Raw genomic sequence first — 14819 nt, forward strand, 5'->3', positions numbered from 1 at the left:
AACAGAGCAATGAGCAAGAAGAGCAAGGCCTACGCGGCCGCGGCCGAGAAGGTCGACAAGAGCAAGCTCTACAGCCCGCTGGAGGCTGCCGAGCTGGCCAAGGACACGTCGTCGAAGAACACCGACGCGACCGTCGAGGTTGCGATCCGGCTGGGCGTCGACCCCCGCAAGGCGGACCAGATGGTTCGAGGCACCGTCAATCTGCCCCACGGGACCGGTAAGACCGCCCGCGTGATCGTGTTCGCCACCGGCGACAAGGCCGCCGAGGCCGTGGCCGCCGGTGCCGACGAGGTCGGCGCCGAGGATCTCATCGAGAAGATCCAGGGCGGCTGGCTGGACTTCGACGCCGCGATCGCCACCCCCGATCAGATGGCCAAGGTCGGCCGTATCGCGCGCGTCCTGGGCCCGCGTGGTCTGATGCCGAACCCGAAGACCGGCACCGTCACCCCCGACGTGACCAAGGCCATCAACGACATCAAGGGCGGTAAGATCAACTTCCGCGTCGACAAGGCAGCGAACCTGCACTTCGTCATCGGCAAGGCCTCGTTCGACGCCACCAAGCTGGCCGAGAACTACGGTGCCGCCTACGACGAGATCATGCGCGCCAAGCCGTCGGCTGCCAAGGGCCGCTACATCAAGAAGGTCACCGTCTCCACCACCACGGGCCCGGGCATCCCGGTTGACCCGGCGGTGACCCGTAACTTCGCCGAGCCTGCGCAGGCCTGAGCGAATTCGACTCCTCGACACCCCCGATTGCCCTGGTGCAGTCGGGGGTGTCGTCGTTGTGCGGCCCGGCGATCGTTGTGACGGCCCGACGACGGTGAGAGCATGAGCGGGTGAACCGTAGCGTGATGTCGGCCCGCGAGGACGAGAACCGGCGGCTGTTGCGTGCGCGGGATGCGATCGACCGGCATCACGCGCGACGGCTCGACGTCGACTAACTCGCCCGGATCGCGGTGATGTCGTCCGCGCACTTCAGTCGCCGATTCTCTGCGCTGTTCGGCGAGACCCCACACCGCTACCTGCAGCGGCGCAGGATCGAACGGGCTTGTGCCGCACTGAGGTCGGGTCGGACGGTCACCGACACGGCGTTCGCGGTCGGCTATGACAGCGTGGGGACGTTCTCCCGGACGTTCACCGCCATCGTCGGATGTACGCCGACGGCCTATCGCCGTGCCGCGGCCCCGATCCCTGTGCCGGGCTGCGTGGTCCGGGACTGGACGCGACCGGCAACCGGACTGCGCAGTTTCGGAGAAGCGCTCACCGGCGTGGAGCCCGTAGCGTCGTCATCATGATCACCTCGGTTGCCATTCATTCCATCTTCGTTCTCGATCATCAGGAGGCGCTCGATTTCTATGTCGGCGCACTCGGTTTCGAGGTGAGCAGTGACGTGGACATGGGATTCATGCGCTGGCTCACCATCGCCCCGCCCGCCCAACCCGACCGCGAGATCCTGCTGACGGTGCCCGGCCCGCCGGCCACCACACCGCAAGCGGCAGAGGCGATTCGCGATCTGCTCACCCAGGGTGCGCTGGGCACGGCGGCGATCCTCGGTACCGACGACTGCCGGGCCACCTACGCCGACCTCGTGGCCAAGGGCGTCGAGTTCACCCAGGAGCCGCAGGAGCAGCCGTACGGGATCGATTGCGCGCTGCGGGATCCGTTCGGCAACCACATCCGGATCACCGAGCGCACCGACGAGCGTCCGGTCGACGATCGCGACATCAGGCGGTGGTCGGCGTCCTAGGTCGTGCCTCGTCGAGTACCTGTGTGACGGCGGCGGCCCGGGCGGTCGGATCGTCGTCGAACGGGATGAGGTACACGGTCCCGACGCCGGCCGCGGTGAATCGGTCGAGTTGTGCGGCCATCGACGCCGAATCGCCGACGAGTGCCGTCATCTCGATGAGTTCGTCCGGTACGCGCTGTGCCGCGACGTCTTTGGCGCCGCTCAGGAAGTGCTTCTGGATCTCCGCGGCGGCCGAGTCGAAGCCGTACGCACACGCCACACGGTAGTAGAAGTTGCGTTCGGGAGCCCCCATACCGCCGATGTAGAGGGCGTAGTGCCGCTTGATGGCCTCATAGCCGGGTGATCCCGGACCGCCCGCGGCCAGCGGCACCTGTGCGTGGATGTCCAGTGGGCCAAGGTGTTCGGGGCGGGAGCCACCGCCCCGGTCGAGGGGCTCGCCCCAGATGTCGCGGAATCGCTCGGGCGCGAAGAACATCGGCTGCCAGCCGTCGGCGATCTCGGCGGTCAACTCGACGTTCTTCGGCCCGAGCGCGGCAACGAGGATCGGGATGTCGGGGCGGATCGGGGTGGAGATCAACGCCAGCGGCTTACCCAGGCCGGTGCCACGATCGGCGGGCAGCGGCAGCGGATGGTGTCGTCCGGAATGGGTCACCTTGGCGCCGGTCCAGACCGTGCGACAGATCTCGATCACCTCACGGGTACGCCCGAGCGGCGCGTGATAGGGCACCCCGTGCAAGCCCTCGATCACCTGCGGGCCCGACGTGCCCAGGCCCAGCGAGAACCGACCGTCGGTGAGGTAGTCGAGAGTGGCCGCGGTCATCCCGATCAACGCCGGGGTGCGCGAGTAGATCGGGATGACCGACGTCGTCAGCGACACCGACGGAATCCGGCCGGCGAGATAGCCCAGCTGGCTCGGCGCGTCGAACGCATAGGCTTCGGGAACCGCCAGCAGTTCAACACCTTTGGCCGCGAAGACCTCCGCTTCGCCGGCGGCGGTGCGGAAGTCGGTCGAATAGTTGATCAGCAGTCCGATACGCACGACGGACCTCCTCTGGAGTGGATGGATCGTCAGTCTCGGTAGGTCGGCGTACGGCGATCCCGTGCCGCGGCCAGGGATTCGGCGAGGTCCGCGGAGAGCAGGGTGGCGGCATTCCACAGTGCCACCTGCTCGAGGCCGTCGCCGATCGGGTGGTCGCGCGCGAAATTGAGTGCGCGTTTGGTGCCGCGGACCGCCAGCGGTGACCGCGCGGCGATGGTGGCAGCCAGCTCGCGTGCGGAGGCCAGGACGCCGTCGCGATCGTCGGAGACCCCCGTGACCAACCCGATGGCACGGGCCTCCTGCGCGTCGACGGTGCGTGCGGTCAGGGCGAGTTCGCGGGCGAGGCCTTCGCCGATGATCCGCGGCAGACGTTGCAGCACACCGACGTCGGCGGTCACCCCGAGGTCGACCTCCTTGAGACAGAAACGGGCGTCTGCGGCCGCGAGGCGCACGTCGCAGGCGGCGGCGATGTCGAGTCCCGCGCCGATACAGGCACCCGAGATCGCGGCGATCACCGGTGTACGGCACCCCTCGATGGCACTGACCGCGCGTTGCAGTTCGATGATCCTGTCCAGCAACGCTTCCGAACCCCGTCCGGCACACGGGTCGTCGGCGACGGTGGAGAAGTCTTCGAGCATCTGCAGGTCGATGCCCGCGCAGAAGTGGCGCCCGGCCCCGGAGAGCACGACGACGCGTACCGACGGATCGGTGTCGATCTCGGCGAATGCCGACGCCAGGGACCACCACAGTCCGGCGTCGAGCGCATTGGCTGCGGCGGGACGATTCAGCTGCACCGAGGCGATTCCCTCGCACCGGTCGATCACCAACGAGGGATTCTCGGACGTGGACGGACCCGATGATGCCGTCATGAGAGCTCTCCTTCTCCACGATGCGCGCGGCTCGGATGCAGGAGAAGCTAACACGGACGCCGAGCGGGATGACAAGCCTCGGATCGGCCGTCGGGAGGCCGGCAACTCGCGAGCGGGCCGTGGAAAACCGCGGCTGCGCTGCGCCGATGCGGCGCCGGGACAGTGTGAACCCACCCGATCGAGGGAGGGGGGCTACCCCCAATGGGGTAGCAAGACATCACCGGCGGGGCAGGTGGACTCCCACCGAGCTTCGTTAGCGTTGCAGAGCGCCGACGTGTGATGGGCAACACATCAGAGGGTGAGAGTGTTCCATCCGGTCGGCCGAGTCCATTAGTCACGAACGTCGACAGTCCAAATCACGGCGTTCGGCCGCAGGTGATGACCTGCGGAATTCAAGGGGTGTGGTGGTCTGTGGCGACGGTGACCGACGTCGGGAGTACGGCGAGCAGGTCGAGGGGTGGTGGCAGCGCCCGGTGGTCGGCGGCCGGCGCTGCCGCCAAGACCGTGCCGCGAGCGATCGGCGGTTTCTACGCCACGTCGCTGGAAACGTTCCGGTACCTGTTCACCACCCGACTCCACGTGCGGGAACTGCTCCACCAGGCCTGGTTCATCGCCAGCATCTCCATCGTTCCGGCGCTGGCGATGTCGATCCCGTTCTGCATGATGTTCGTCTACGAGATCAACATCCTGCTCACCGAGGTGGGGGCCGTCGATCTCAGCGGCGCCGGTGCCGGTGTGGCCATCATCCGCGAGATCGGGCCCATCATCACCGTTCTCGTGGTCGCCGGTGCCGGCTCGACGGCCATCTGTGCCGATCTGGGCTCACGGACCATCCGCGAGGAGATCGACGCGATGCGGGTGCTCGGCACCGATCCGATCCAACGGCTCTGTGTGCCAAGGGTTGTCGCGTCCACGCTGGTGGCGGTGTTCCTCAACGGTCTGGTGTCGGCGGTCGGACTGATCGGCGGCTACGTCGCCACCGTGTACCTGCAGGGGGCCTCGCCCGGGCAGTACATCACCAGTATCTCGATCATCACCGGGCTGCCGGACTTCTTCGTCAGTGAGATCAAGGCCGGTGTCTTCGGCCTGCTGGCCGGTCTCGTCGCCTGCCACCTCGGGCTGAACGTGAAGGGCGGCCCGAAGGGTGTCGGCGATGCGGTGAACCAGACGGTCGTCTACGCGTTCCTGCTTCTGTTCCTTGCCAATTCGGTGATCACGACGATCGCCATCCACTGATGACCCCGGGAGAAACCGCTTCGATGTCCACTGTCACGACCAAGATCCCACCGAACCGGGTACTCCGGGTCGCGCAACGTGCTGCCTCGGCGCCGTCGGGCTTCCTCGAGGGACTGGGACGACAGGTGTCGTTCTACATCCAGACGGTCGCCACGGTGCCCCGCACCATCCGCCGCTACCGCCTCGAGGTACTGCGGCTCCTCGCCGAGGTGAGCATGGGCAGCGGTGCACTTGCCGTCATCGGCGGTACCGTCGTCGTGGTGTCGATGCTGTCGATCGCGGTGGGATACGAAGTGGGACAGCAGGGTACGACGTCATTGGGACGCATCGGTCTCGGCGCGTTCGCCGGCTTCATCTCGGCGTTCTTCAACACCCGTGAGGTGATCCCCGGAATCGCGGGGATCGCGCTGACCGCAACGGTCGGCGCAGGCTTCACCGCCCAGCTCGGGGCCATGCGCGTCAGCGAGGAGATCGACGCCCTTGAGACGATGTCGATCCCGTCGCTTCCGTATCTGGTGGCCACCCGGCTGACCGCGGGTGTCATCGCCGTCGTGCCGCTGTATGCGGTCGCGTTGTTCGTCGGTTACGCGGCAACACAATTCGTCACCATCGTTCTGTACGGCCAGGCATCGGGTACCTACTCCCACTACTTCAGTGTGTTCCTGGTGCCCAAGGACGTCCTGTGGTCGATGGTCAAGGTGCTCCTGATGGCCGTCGTGGTGATGTGCGTGCACTGCTATCACGGCTACAACGCCCACGGCGGTCCGGCCGGGGTCGGCGTGGCCGTCGGTCGCGCGGTGCGTACCTCGCTGATCGCGGTCATGCTGATCGATCTGCTGGTCGGTCTCGCGGTGTACGGCGGCCCGTCCGGCGCGGTGAAGGTGTCCGGCTGATGGGACATTTCCGCGACTTCGGCCGGATGGCCAACCTCCTGCTCGGCATCGGGCTCATCCTCGTCGTCACCGCCTCGGTGGTGCTCTCACTGGCGCTCTATCGCGGCGATCTGCGCGACACGGTTCCAGTGACCGTCTACGCCGACCGCACCGGCCTCATGCTCGAACGCGGCTGCGACGTCAAGCTCAACGGAGTCGTCGTCGGTCGCGTGGAATCGGTGGTGGCCGAACGTGATCGGGCACGAATCAACATCAGTATCGACTCCGACCGGGTCGACGACATCCCATCGAATGTGTCCGCGGCAATCGATCCGACCACCCTGCTCGGCCGCAAGTTCATCACCCTGGAGCGCCCGCAGTTCCCCGAACGGTCGCGGTTGATCGGGGGCTCGGTCATCGACTTCACCCAGAACTCGACGGAGGTCAACGATCTGCTGAAGTCGTTGGTCCAGGTCGTCGACGAAGTCGATCCGCGCAAGGTGTCCGACACCCTCAACGCACTCGCGCTCGCCGTGAACGGAGCAGGTGACGAGACCGGTCGGCTCATCGATCAGCTCAACACCTATCTCGGCACGTTCAATCCGTACCTCCCGTTGTTGCGCCGCGACATCCGGATCGGTACCCCGGCGGTGCAGACCCTGGCCGATGCCGCCCCGGACCTGTTGACGACGGTGCGCAACCTGACCACGACGGCACACACCTTGACCGACAAACAACAGCAGTTCGCCGCTTTCCTGCTGAGCTTCTCCAACCTGGGCAACACGGGTCGGGACCTGTTCGTGGCAGGCGGACGCCCGCTCCAGGAGTCGGTGGCCTCGCTGAATCCGACGCTGGCCGTGCTCGGGCAGTTCTCCGGCATCCTGCCATGCTTCCTGAACAACCTCGCCCAGACGTCGCGCACTCTCGAGCTCACCAACGGCGGCAGCGCATTACCGGGCCTCAACGTCGTCGGCACCATCCTCGCCGGCAACCCGCCCTACACCTATCCGGAGAATCTGCCGAAGGTCGGCCTGCCCGGCGTGGGCCCGAGTTGCTACGAACCACGCGGCGGGCGCGTGGGTCACGTCGACTTCCCCGACGGCTCCGACGCCTACCGGCCGATCAACGATGCCGGTGATCTGATCGGAAACCCGTTGGCCACATTGCTGTTCGGAGGCCACTGATGAAGACGACGGCAGTGGTACTCAAACTCGTCGCGTTCGTGGCGATCACCACCCTCGCCGGTGCGTTCGTCGCGGTCACCGCCGGAAACCTGCGATTCGGGCCGAGCACCGGCTACAGCGCCGTGTTCAGCTCGGCCACCGGCGTCGAGAACGGTTCCGAGGTGCGCATCGCGGGCGTGCCCGTCGGGTCGGTCACCGGTGTCCATCTCGACGGTGACGGGCATGCCGTCGTCGACTTCGACGTGCGCACCACCAACACGCTCATGGACGGGACCCGGGCGGTGATCCGGTACAAGAATCTCATCGGCGACCGGTTCATCGAACTCCTCGACGGTCCCGGCGAGATGGGCCAACTGCCGGCGGGTGGCACCATCCCGGAAACCCAGACGACCCCCGCACTCGACATGGATCAGGTCGTCAACGGCTTCCGGCCACTGCTCCAGGGCCTCAATCCCGATCAGGCCAACCGGATCTCGGCGTCGCTGGTGCAGGTGCTCAATGGCCAGGAGGCCGCGGTCTCCGATCTCGTCGAGCAGATGGGCACCCTGACGAACTCGTTGGCCGACCGCGATCAGGTGATCGGTGAGATCATCAACAACTTCTCCAATGTCCTGCAGGTCATCAACGCGCGCGCCGACCAGTTCGACGGACTCATCACCGGACTGACCACGCTCGTACGTGATCTGTCCGCCGACAGCGGTCGCATCAGCTCGTCGTTGACCCAGATCAACGGACTCACCGGAGCTTTGGGCGGCATCGTCACCGATGCCCGGCCTGCTCTGGCCGGCTCGGTCACCGGGCTGCAACAACTGACCGGCAACCTCCAACGCAACACGACCACACTGGATGTGATCTTGAATCGACTCCCCGAAACCTACCGACTGATCGGGCGTGCGTCGGGCTACGGCAGCTTCGTCAACTTCTTCGTCTGCGGGCTGGCCATCAAGTACGGGCCCGGCGCGCGTGATCGCACACCGATGTTCACCGCTCCCGCCGCGAGGTGCCAGCCGTGATCGATCTGAACAAGTCCATGCTGGAACGCAATACGCTCACCATGGGTATCGTCGGGACCGTCGCGATCATCGTGGTGCTGGTGCTGGCGTTCAACTTCCGGTCGCTGCCGGTGATCAACAGCGGTCACACCATGCACATCGAATTCGCCGACGCCAGCGGACTGCACGAGGGCGATCCGGTGCTGGTGGCCGGCGTCGAGGTGGGCAAGGTCGACAAGATCTCCCTCGACGGCGCGAAGGTGGTCGTCGATGCCTCCGTTGACACCTCCGATCAGCGGCTCGGCGACGACTCGACCGCGGCCATCAAGGTCCGAACCGTGTTGGGGCAGCGTTGCATCGAGATCACCCCACGTGGAACAGGATCCCTCGGCAAGGGTGCCACCATTCCGGTGGCGCGCACGACATCGGGCTATGACATCACCCGCAGCCTGGAGGAGGTCACCGGCAAGGTGTCGGCGACCGACACGGTGGACCTGTCCACGGCATTGAACCAGCTCACCGACATCGAGGCGGCGTTGCCGCCGGATCTGAAGTCCTCACTGAGCGGACTGTCGCGACTCTCGGAGACCATCGCCTCCCGCGACAGCCAGCTGCGCACGCTGCTGAGCAACTCCGACACGACCAGCAAGGTGCTCGCGCAGCGCAATCAGGAACTGGCCGCGCTGTTCGGGCAGGGGACGACTCTGTTCACCGCGCTCAACCGGCGCTCGGAGGACATCCACGCGATCCTCGTGCAGGCACGGCAGGTCGCCGACGGGCTCAAGGGTATCGCCAACGACAACCAAACAACCCTCAAACCCGCTCTCGATCAGCTCAATTCGGTGCTCGACCTGCTGAACAAGAACCGTTCGAACATCGATCAGTCGATCACCGGACTCAAGACCTTCACCTACCAGCTCGGTGAGGCGGTCGGTTCCGGACCGTTCTTCGGGGTGTTGCTGCAGAACATCGCACCCGCCACGGTTCCCCTCCCCGCGACGACAGGAGCACCGCGATGACCCGCGACGACAGCAGCGCTTCAGTGCCGCGACGCCGCGCCCGAAGTGGCGGGCTGTTCCCGAAGTTCAGCAACTACCGCAAGACCCGCGCCACGAGTTCGGGGAGTTCGACACCCGGCAAGATCACGGTGTGCGTGCTCGCCGTCGCCGCGATCATCGGCGCGACCGCCTACTACGTGGACCGCTCGGGGTCGACGTCACTGACCGTCATGTTCCGCAACTCCGCGGGCCTCTACGTCGGTGATGAGGTGATGGTGCTCGGCGTGCCGGTGGGCAAGGTGGATTCGATCACCCCCGGCCCGAACGGGGTTCAGGTGGCGCTGACCGTCGACGGTCAGCCGATCCCGAAGGACGCCAAGGCCGCGATCATCGCGCCGACACTCGTAACCGGGCGGTACGTGCAGCTCGTCCCGCCCTACACCGGCGGCGACACCCTGGCCGACGGATCGGAGATCCCCATCGACCGCACCGCAACCCCCGTCGAATTCGACGAGGTCAAACAGCAGCTGGTGCGGCTGACCGACGACCTCGGGCCGACCTCGGCGGACGAGCAGGGCTCGCTGAACCGATTCCTCACCACCACCGCGCGCACCGTCAACGGCAACGGTCAGGTGCTGCGGCAGGCGCTCGTGCAACTCTCCGGTGCGTCGGGCACCCTCAACCGCGGTGGTACCGACCTGTTCGCGACGGTGCGCAACCTGCAGCAGTTCGTCTCGGCGATGTCGGCGGCGGACAACCAGATCCGCACCTTCTCCGATCAGCTCGCGACGTTCTCCGGGGTGCTCGCCGACAACCGCACCGAAACCGATCAACTGCTCGCGAGTCTGGCCTCGGCCTTCGACGTGATCAAGAACTTCGTCGACACCAACCGCGAGGCACTCGTGCGTGACGTCGGCAAGGCCAACGACATCACCGGCCTGCTCGTCGACCGCGTCGACACCCTCGCCGACATCCTGCACGTGGCCCCGACCGCGGTGTCGGACTTCTACAACATCTATGACCCGGTGGGCAATTCACTGACCGGCGCGCTCGGCATCCCGGACATCCCCGACCCGCAGTCGTTGATCTGCGCGCTGGTGGCGACGGTCAACGCACCGGAGGGCCAGTGTGCCTCGACGCTGACGCAGATCCGCCAGAACGCGGCGACCGCGGCGGCCCGGGCCGGCGTCAACCCGTCGGCCTCGACCACGCCGGCTGCTCCGACGTCGGCACCCACCTCGACACGGCCGGGAGGACGCTGATGAGATCCGCACGATCCGTTCGTCTCTCACGTGCTGCGCGTGTCTCGGCGCTCGGTCTCCTCGTCGCGGCGGCCGTGGGCACCAGTGCGTGCACCTTCGACGGTGTCAACTCGATCCCGTTGCCGGGCAACACCGCATCGGGTTCGACCTATCAGAGCACCGTCGATCTCGCCGACGCCCAGAACCTGGTGGGCAACTCACCGGTGAAGTCCGAGAACGTCACGGTCGGCAACATCCGCAAGATCGTCACCGACGGCTGGCACGCCCAGGCCGTGCTCGACATCGACTCCGACACCGATCTGCCGGGCAACGTCAACGCCACCCTCGCCCAGACCAGTCTGTTCGGTTCGCAGTACATCGAGCTGCACGTGCCCGACGGACAGCAACCCGAGGGGCGACTCGGCAACGGCGCCCACCTGGGCCTGAACCGCAGTGACGGGTACCCCGCGGTGGAGGACGTGCTGTCGTCATTGTCGTTGGTACTCAACGGCTCTGCCCTGCAACAGGTCCGCACGATCAGCACCGAGGTCGACCAGGTGCTGGCCGGCCGGCAGGAGAACGCGCGTCAGGTCATCGACCGCCTGCAACCGCTGGTGGACACGCTCAACAGCCAGCGCGAACAGATCGGCAACGTCATCGACGCGATGGGCCGGCTCAGCACCGAACTCGATCGGCAGAAGGAGGTGATCGGCGCGGGGATCGACGCCCTGCAGCCCGCCATCGACGTCGTGAACAACCAAGAGAAGCAACTCGTCTCGATGCTCGACTCGGTCGGCCGGTTCGGACAGGTGGCGACCTCGGTACTCGACAACAGTCATCAGAACCTGGTGAGTGACCTACAGAACCTGGCCCCCACGCTCGACGGGCTGGCCAGGGCGGGGGACAACCTCACCGAGGCGCTCAAGATCGCGTTGACCCTGCCGTTCCCGGTGATGGCCACCGACCGGGGAATCAAGGGCGACTACCTGAATCTGTTCCTGACACTGGACATCAGCCCCGGCAAACTGGCCAACGTGGTGCTGCCCAGCCTCACGCGGCAGCCGAGGAATCCGGCGCCGAGGACGCAGGGGAATCAGACCCAGACCGCTCGTGGCTCGGCTGATCCGATGCTGGCCCCGCTGACCGCAGGACGGACGACCCGATGAGATCGAAACTGGTACGCGTCCAACTGATCATCTTCGCCGTGATCTCGGTCCTCGCCGTCGGCTACGGCGCCTATGCCTATGCCGGCTTTCAGCGCTACACCGGGATCGGCACCTATACGGTGACCGCCGATCTCACCGATGCCGGCGGCCTGTACCCCAACGCGCTGGTCACCTACAACGGTGTCGACGTCGGGGTGGTCACCGCAGTCGATCCCGCCGACAACGGTGCGCAGGCGCGCCTGCAGGTGAAGTCCGACTTCCACATCCCGTCGGATTCCGAAGCGTACGTGCGCAGTGTGTCGGCGGCCGGTGAGCAGTTCATCGACCTGGTGCCGACCTCCGGTGAAGGCTCCGGATTCTTGCAGGATGGATCGCGAATCCCGCAGAGTCGCACCAACATCCCGATACCGGCAACCGATGTCATCAACAAGGTGCAGCAGTTGCTCGCCAAGGTCCCCAAATCCGACCTGCACACCACACTCGACGAGGCCTCGACCGCGCTGCGCGACATCGGGCCCGACCTCAACAGTGCGTTGACGGCGTCCAGCGAACTGGTGGGGCTGGCCTCGCAGAGCCTGGACCAGACCACCCAGTTGCTCGTCGACACCGACCCGCTGCTGACGACGGTGGTGCGCTCGGGGCCCGACATCTCCTCGTTCGCCACCGACCTCGCGTCGTTCACCGGTCAACTCGCCATGAGCGACAACGATATTCGGACGACCCTGGATACCGGTCCGGCGGCGATCGACTCGGCGACCGGGCTGTTGGGTGATCTCACCACACCGCTGCCCATCCTGTTGGCCAACCTGCAGACCGTGGGTGAGGTGCTGCGCGTCAACGTTCCGGGTATCCGGCACATCCTCGTCGTGTATCCGGCGATCGCGACCGCGGTCAACACCATGGAACAAGGGTTCCAGGACCCCGCCGACCGCGAGTCGGGACAGGGTGAGCTCGACCTCAAGCTGGGCAACACCAACAATCCGCCGCCCTGCACCAGTGGGTACGGTACGCAACGCCGCAATCCCGGTGATCTGTCGCCGGTTCCGGTCACCGACACCTACTATTGCAACCTGCCCAAGGCCGATCCGCGTGTGACGCGCGGAGCCCGCAACGTGCCGTGTGCGACCGATCCGTCGGTGCGGACCGCGGAGGTGGCGCGCTGCCCCGAGGGGCTGCCGTCGACGTGGCCGCAGATGCTCAGCAGGCCCAACGCGCCCTATCAGCCGCCGCCGACGGTCGGTGGCGGCCCGGCGGATGACGATGCGGCCCAGGCCGTTCCGTACGACCCCCGAACCGGTAGGTTCCGGGCGCCCACCGGCGCGTACTACTCGCTCGGCTCATTACTCAGTCCGGCCGGCCCGACACCGAAGGAGAAGACAACATGGCAACAGCTGTTTCCGCAGTGACGACGCCGCGCACCGACATCGATCCCGAGGACGACGACCTCGAGGTGGAGGCCCAGGCGCCGCCGGCCGTGCCGACTCGCCGTCGCAAGGCGTGGGCCGCCGTGATGGCGGTGTGCCTGGTCCTCGCCGTCGGCGGTGGCACCTGGGCAGGCCTGCTTTACCACCAACACCGCGACGTCGTCGCGGTTGCCCAGCGCGATGAGCTCATCGTTGCGACCACCCGCCAGATGGTGGCCAACCTGGTGACGCTGCGCTACTCCAGCGCCGATGCGGACGTGCGTCGCATCCAGGCCGGCACCACCGGAGACTTCCGCAACCAATTCGCGGACACCACAGGAAGTTTCGCGGCAGTTCTCAAGCAGGGACAGGTCGATTCGACCGGCGCCGCGACGTCGGTGGCGCTCATCAACGCCGATGACCAGCACGCGACGGCGATCGCCGCGGTCACCTCGACGGTGAAGAACTCGGAGGCGCCGCAAGGCCAGCAACGCGTCTACCGGATGAAAGTCGATCTGACCAACCAGGACGGAAAGTGGCTGGTCTCGAATATGGAGTTCGTCTCATGAGTGACACCGCAGTGACAACCGCCGAGAACCTCGACACCACCGAGAGCAAGGACACCGGGGCCGAGAACACCGGGGCCGAGAACACCGAGGCCGAGAACACCGAAGCCACGGATGAAAAGTCCGCAGGCAACGCTCCCGACGCGGCCACGCCCGATGCCGCCCAGTCGCAGGAGGCCGACCGCCCGGCCACCACGGAGATCCCGGCGCAGGAACCGTTGGAAGACAGCGCGCCACGCAAGCGTGGGTTCCCGAAACCCTCGGTCCCGGGCGTTGTCTCGCGCACGGTGGCCGCAGGCTCGCGGCGGCTGGCCCGACTCGGAGCCTGGCGGATCCGGATCGTCACCGCGATCGTCGTCCTGGCGTTCGCCGCGGCCGCCGTGGCACTCGGCATCACCGCACACCAGCACCAGCAGGACCGGACCGCGGCGACGGCCTCGGCCGACGCGTTGGCCGCGGCGAATCGGATCGTGCCGGATCTGTTGACCTACAAGGCCGATGGGATCGACGCGGACTTCGCCGCGAAGTACAAGCTGTTGACCGGATCGTTCCAGGGCGACTTCACGAAGTTGACCCAGCAGACGATCATCCCCGCGGCCAAGCAGCGCAACATCACCACGCAGGCCAAGGTGGCCGCGGCCGGCGTCATCGAGAGCACGCCCACCACCGCGAGCGTGCTGATGTTCATCAACCAGTCCACGACCAGCACCGACGATCCCGATCCGACATTGGACGGCAGTCGCATCCGGGTCAGCCTGACCAAGGACGGCGACACGTGGAAGGTCTCCGGCCTGCAACCTGTCTGACCAGTTTTCCGGTGATGCGGGCCGGTCACCCCCGGCCGCCCATCGCCCCCCGAGCACGGCCCCGCATCGGCACGCCCCCCAGTCGTCGATGCGGGGCCGTTTCCATGCGCATGGACGGGTCGATTCGGGGGATCGGGTGGCCTGGCATGCCGCCGAGGCGCGGCTGTGGCGCCGGTCATACCCCCAAAGGGATACGGAGATGCCACCAAATGCGGTTACCTGCATCACATCGCCTTTGAAAGCATTGCATCACAAGGCAATCAGCCCTGATCTATCGCATCGAAGGAGACAGCAGTGGGTTACTTCAAGGACGCCGAGGAACTGGACACCTACATCGGTGGGGTGTTCCGGGATGCCGGAGAGCACCCGGAGTCCGGTCCGAAACTCAAGGCGGCCAACATCGTCATGCGCGTGCTCTACAACGACCCCGACTGCGAGGTCACCATCGCCTTCCGCGACGACTACCAGGTCATCACCGGACCGAGCGACCTCAAGCCGGACATCACCCTGCTCATGCGCGGCGACACCGCCGATCAGTTCTGGCGTGGTGACTACAACCTCGCGGTCGGCCTGGCCAAGGGACAGGTCAAGGCCAAGGGACCGGTCAACAAGATCCTCAAGCTCGTGCCGCTGACCAAGCCGCTGTTCCCGATGTACCGCGAGAAGGTGGCCGCCAAGGACGCCGAGGTGAAGGCGTGAG

Annotated in this window: 15 protein-coding genes and 1 pseudogene; 14 read left to right on the forward strand and 2 right to left on the reverse strand. The window is 66.4% G+C overall.

Going from position 1 to position 14819, the window contains the following annotated elements; genetic code table 11:
• Positions 1–9: 9 nt before the first annotated feature.
• The 3 genes and pseudogenes from rplA to AC5ZH6_RS06415 all read left to right on the forward strand — a co-directional run bounded on the left by rplA (position 10) and on the right by AC5ZH6_RS06415 (position 1747).
• Positions 10–726 (forward strand): 50S ribosomal protein L1, encoded by a 717-nt coding sequence (rplA, locus tag AC5ZH6_RS06405; RefSeq protein WP_006370805.1) that lies wholly within the window; start codon positions 10–12, stop codon positions 724–726.
• 110 nt (positions 727–836) lie between these two features.
• Positions 837–1295 (forward strand): annotated as a pseudogene (locus tag AC5ZH6_RS06410) (helix-turn-helix domain-containing protein).
• The gene (locus AC5ZH6_RS06415) at positions 1292–1747 is read left to right on the forward strand and encodes a VOC family protein (protein WP_006370807.1); all 456 of its coding nucleotides are present in this window, start codon (positions 1292–1294) and stop codon (positions 1745–1747) included. Before AC5ZH6_RS06410 ends, AC5ZH6_RS06415 begins: the two are co-directional and overlap by 4 nt.
• On the opposite strand, the gene AC5ZH6_RS06420 is transcribed toward AC5ZH6_RS06415, so the two are convergent.
• Both AC5ZH6_RS06420 and AC5ZH6_RS06425 read right to left on the reverse strand, forming a co-directional pair.
• On the reverse strand, positions 1725–2786 hold the full coding sequence (locus tag AC5ZH6_RS06420) for an LLM class F420-dependent oxidoreductase (RefSeq protein ID WP_094602380.1): 1062 nt from the start codon (positions 2784–2786) through the stop codon (positions 1725–1727). The two genes, AC5ZH6_RS06415 and AC5ZH6_RS06420, sit on opposite strands and share 23 nt — an antisense overlap.
• A 29-nt stretch (positions 2787–2815) precedes the next feature.
• Positions 2816–3655 (reverse strand): crotonase/enoyl-CoA hydratase family protein, encoded by an 840-nt coding sequence (locus AC5ZH6_RS06425; RefSeq protein ID WP_094602381.1) that lies wholly within the window; start codon positions 3653–3655, stop codon positions 2816–2818.
• A gap of 504 nt (positions 3656–4159) precedes the next feature.
• Here AC5ZH6_RS06425 and AC5ZH6_RS06430 point away from each other — a divergent pair.
• The 11 genes from AC5ZH6_RS06430 (at position 4160) to AC5ZH6_RS06480 (ending at position 14818) form a co-directional block, all read left to right on the forward strand.
• The gene (locus AC5ZH6_RS06430; protein ID WP_006370810.1) at positions 4160–4891 is read left to right on the forward strand and encodes an MlaE family ABC transporter permease; all 732 of its coding nucleotides are present in this window, start codon (positions 4160–4162) and stop codon (positions 4889–4891) included.
• 23 nt (positions 4892–4914) lie between these two features.
• Positions 4915–5784: an MlaE family ABC transporter permease gene (locus tag AC5ZH6_RS06435; RefSeq protein ID WP_006370811.1), complete on the forward strand. Its 870-nt coding sequence runs from the start codon at positions 4915–4917 to the stop codon at positions 5782–5784.
• A complete protein-coding gene (locus AC5ZH6_RS06440) occupies positions 5784–6947 on the forward strand; it encodes an MCE family protein (RefSeq protein WP_094602382.1) in 1164 nt (387 codons plus the stop codon). The genes AC5ZH6_RS06435 and AC5ZH6_RS06440 overlap by 1 nt, the downstream gene beginning before the upstream one ends.
• Entirely contained in the window at positions 6947–7960 is a 1014-nt protein-coding gene (locus AC5ZH6_RS06445) for an MCE family protein (RefSeq protein WP_288337010.1), read from the forward strand. The genes AC5ZH6_RS06440 and AC5ZH6_RS06445 overlap by 1 nt, the downstream gene beginning before the upstream one ends.
• Entirely contained in the window at positions 7957–8958 is a 1002-nt protein-coding gene (locus AC5ZH6_RS06450) for an MCE family protein (protein ID WP_288337009.1), read from the forward strand. The genes AC5ZH6_RS06445 and AC5ZH6_RS06450 overlap by 4 nt, the downstream gene beginning before the upstream one ends.
• Positions 8955–10199 (forward strand): MCE family protein, encoded by a 1245-nt coding sequence (locus AC5ZH6_RS06455; RefSeq protein WP_288337008.1) that lies wholly within the window; start codon positions 8955–8957, stop codon positions 10197–10199. The genes AC5ZH6_RS06450 and AC5ZH6_RS06455 overlap by 4 nt, the downstream gene beginning before the upstream one ends.
• Entirely contained in the window at positions 10199–11344 is a 1146-nt protein-coding gene (locus AC5ZH6_RS06460; RefSeq protein WP_288337007.1) for an MCE family protein, read from the forward strand. The genes AC5ZH6_RS06455 and AC5ZH6_RS06460 overlap by 1 nt, the downstream gene beginning before the upstream one ends.
• Positions 11341–12750, forward strand: a complete 1410-nt coding sequence (locus AC5ZH6_RS06465) for an MCE family protein (RefSeq protein ID WP_288337006.1) — start codon at positions 11341–11343, stop codon at positions 12748–12750. Before AC5ZH6_RS06460 ends, AC5ZH6_RS06465 begins: the two co-directional genes overlap by 4 nt.
• Entirely contained in the window at positions 12726–13316 is a 591-nt protein-coding gene (locus AC5ZH6_RS06470) for an Rv1363c family protein (protein ID WP_288337005.1), read from the forward strand. The genes AC5ZH6_RS06465 and AC5ZH6_RS06470 overlap by 25 nt, the downstream gene beginning before the upstream one ends.
• Entirely contained in the window at positions 13313–14119 is an 807-nt protein-coding gene (locus AC5ZH6_RS06475) for a hypothetical protein (protein WP_288337004.1), read from the forward strand. The genes AC5ZH6_RS06470 and AC5ZH6_RS06475 overlap by 4 nt, the downstream gene beginning before the upstream one ends.
• A gap of 294 nt (positions 14120–14413) precedes the next feature.
• Complete coding sequence (locus AC5ZH6_RS06480) at positions 14414–14818, forward strand: hypothetical protein (protein WP_079932171.1); 405 nt, start codon at positions 14414–14416, stop codon at positions 14816–14818.
• Position 14819: the final 1 nt, after the last annotated feature.

The organism is Gordonia sp. YC-XJ4, assembly GCF_059511865.1.

Bases quoted from the DNA above. Each gene is read 5' to 3' on its own strand.
- rplA (WP_006370805.1), top strand. From the start codon at position 10: ATGAGCAAGAAGAGCAAGGCCTACGCGGCCGCGGCCGAGAAGGTCGAC.
- AC5ZH6_RS06415 (WP_006370807.1), top strand. From the start codon at position 1,292: ATGATCACCTCGGTTGCCATTCATTCCATCTTCGTTCTCGATCATCAG.
- AC5ZH6_RS06425 (WP_094602381.1), bottom strand. From the start codon at position 3,655: ATGACGGCATCATCGGGTCCGTCCACGTCCGAGAATCCCTCGTTGGTG.
- AC5ZH6_RS06435 (WP_006370811.1), top strand. From the start codon at position 4,915: ATGTCCACTGTCACGACCAAGATCCCACCGAACCGGGTACTCCGGGTC.
- AC5ZH6_RS06440 (WP_094602382.1), top strand. From the start codon at position 5,784: ATGGGACATTTCCGCGACTTCGGCCGGATGGCCAACCTCCTGCTCGGC.
- AC5ZH6_RS06445 (WP_288337010.1), top strand. From the start codon at position 6,947: ATGAAGACGACGGCAGTGGTACTCAAACTCGTCGCGTTCGTGGCGATC.
- AC5ZH6_RS06455 (WP_288337008.1), top strand. From the start codon at position 8,955: ATGACCCGCGACGACAGCAGCGCTTCAGTGCCGCGACGCCGCGCCCGA.
- AC5ZH6_RS06460 (WP_288337007.1), top strand. From the start codon at position 10,199: ATGAGATCCGCACGATCCGTTCGTCTCTCACGTGCTGCGCGTGTCTCG.
- AC5ZH6_RS06465 (WP_288337006.1), top strand. From the start codon at position 11,341: ATGAGATCGAAACTGGTACGCGTCCAACTGATCATCTTCGCCGTGATC.
- AC5ZH6_RS06470 (WP_288337005.1), top strand. From the start codon at position 12,726: ATGGCAACAGCTGTTTCCGCAGTGACGACGCCGCGCACCGACATCGAT.
- AC5ZH6_RS06475 (WP_288337004.1), top strand. From the start codon at position 13,313: ATGAGTGACACCGCAGTGACAACCGCCGAGAACCTCGACACCACCGAG.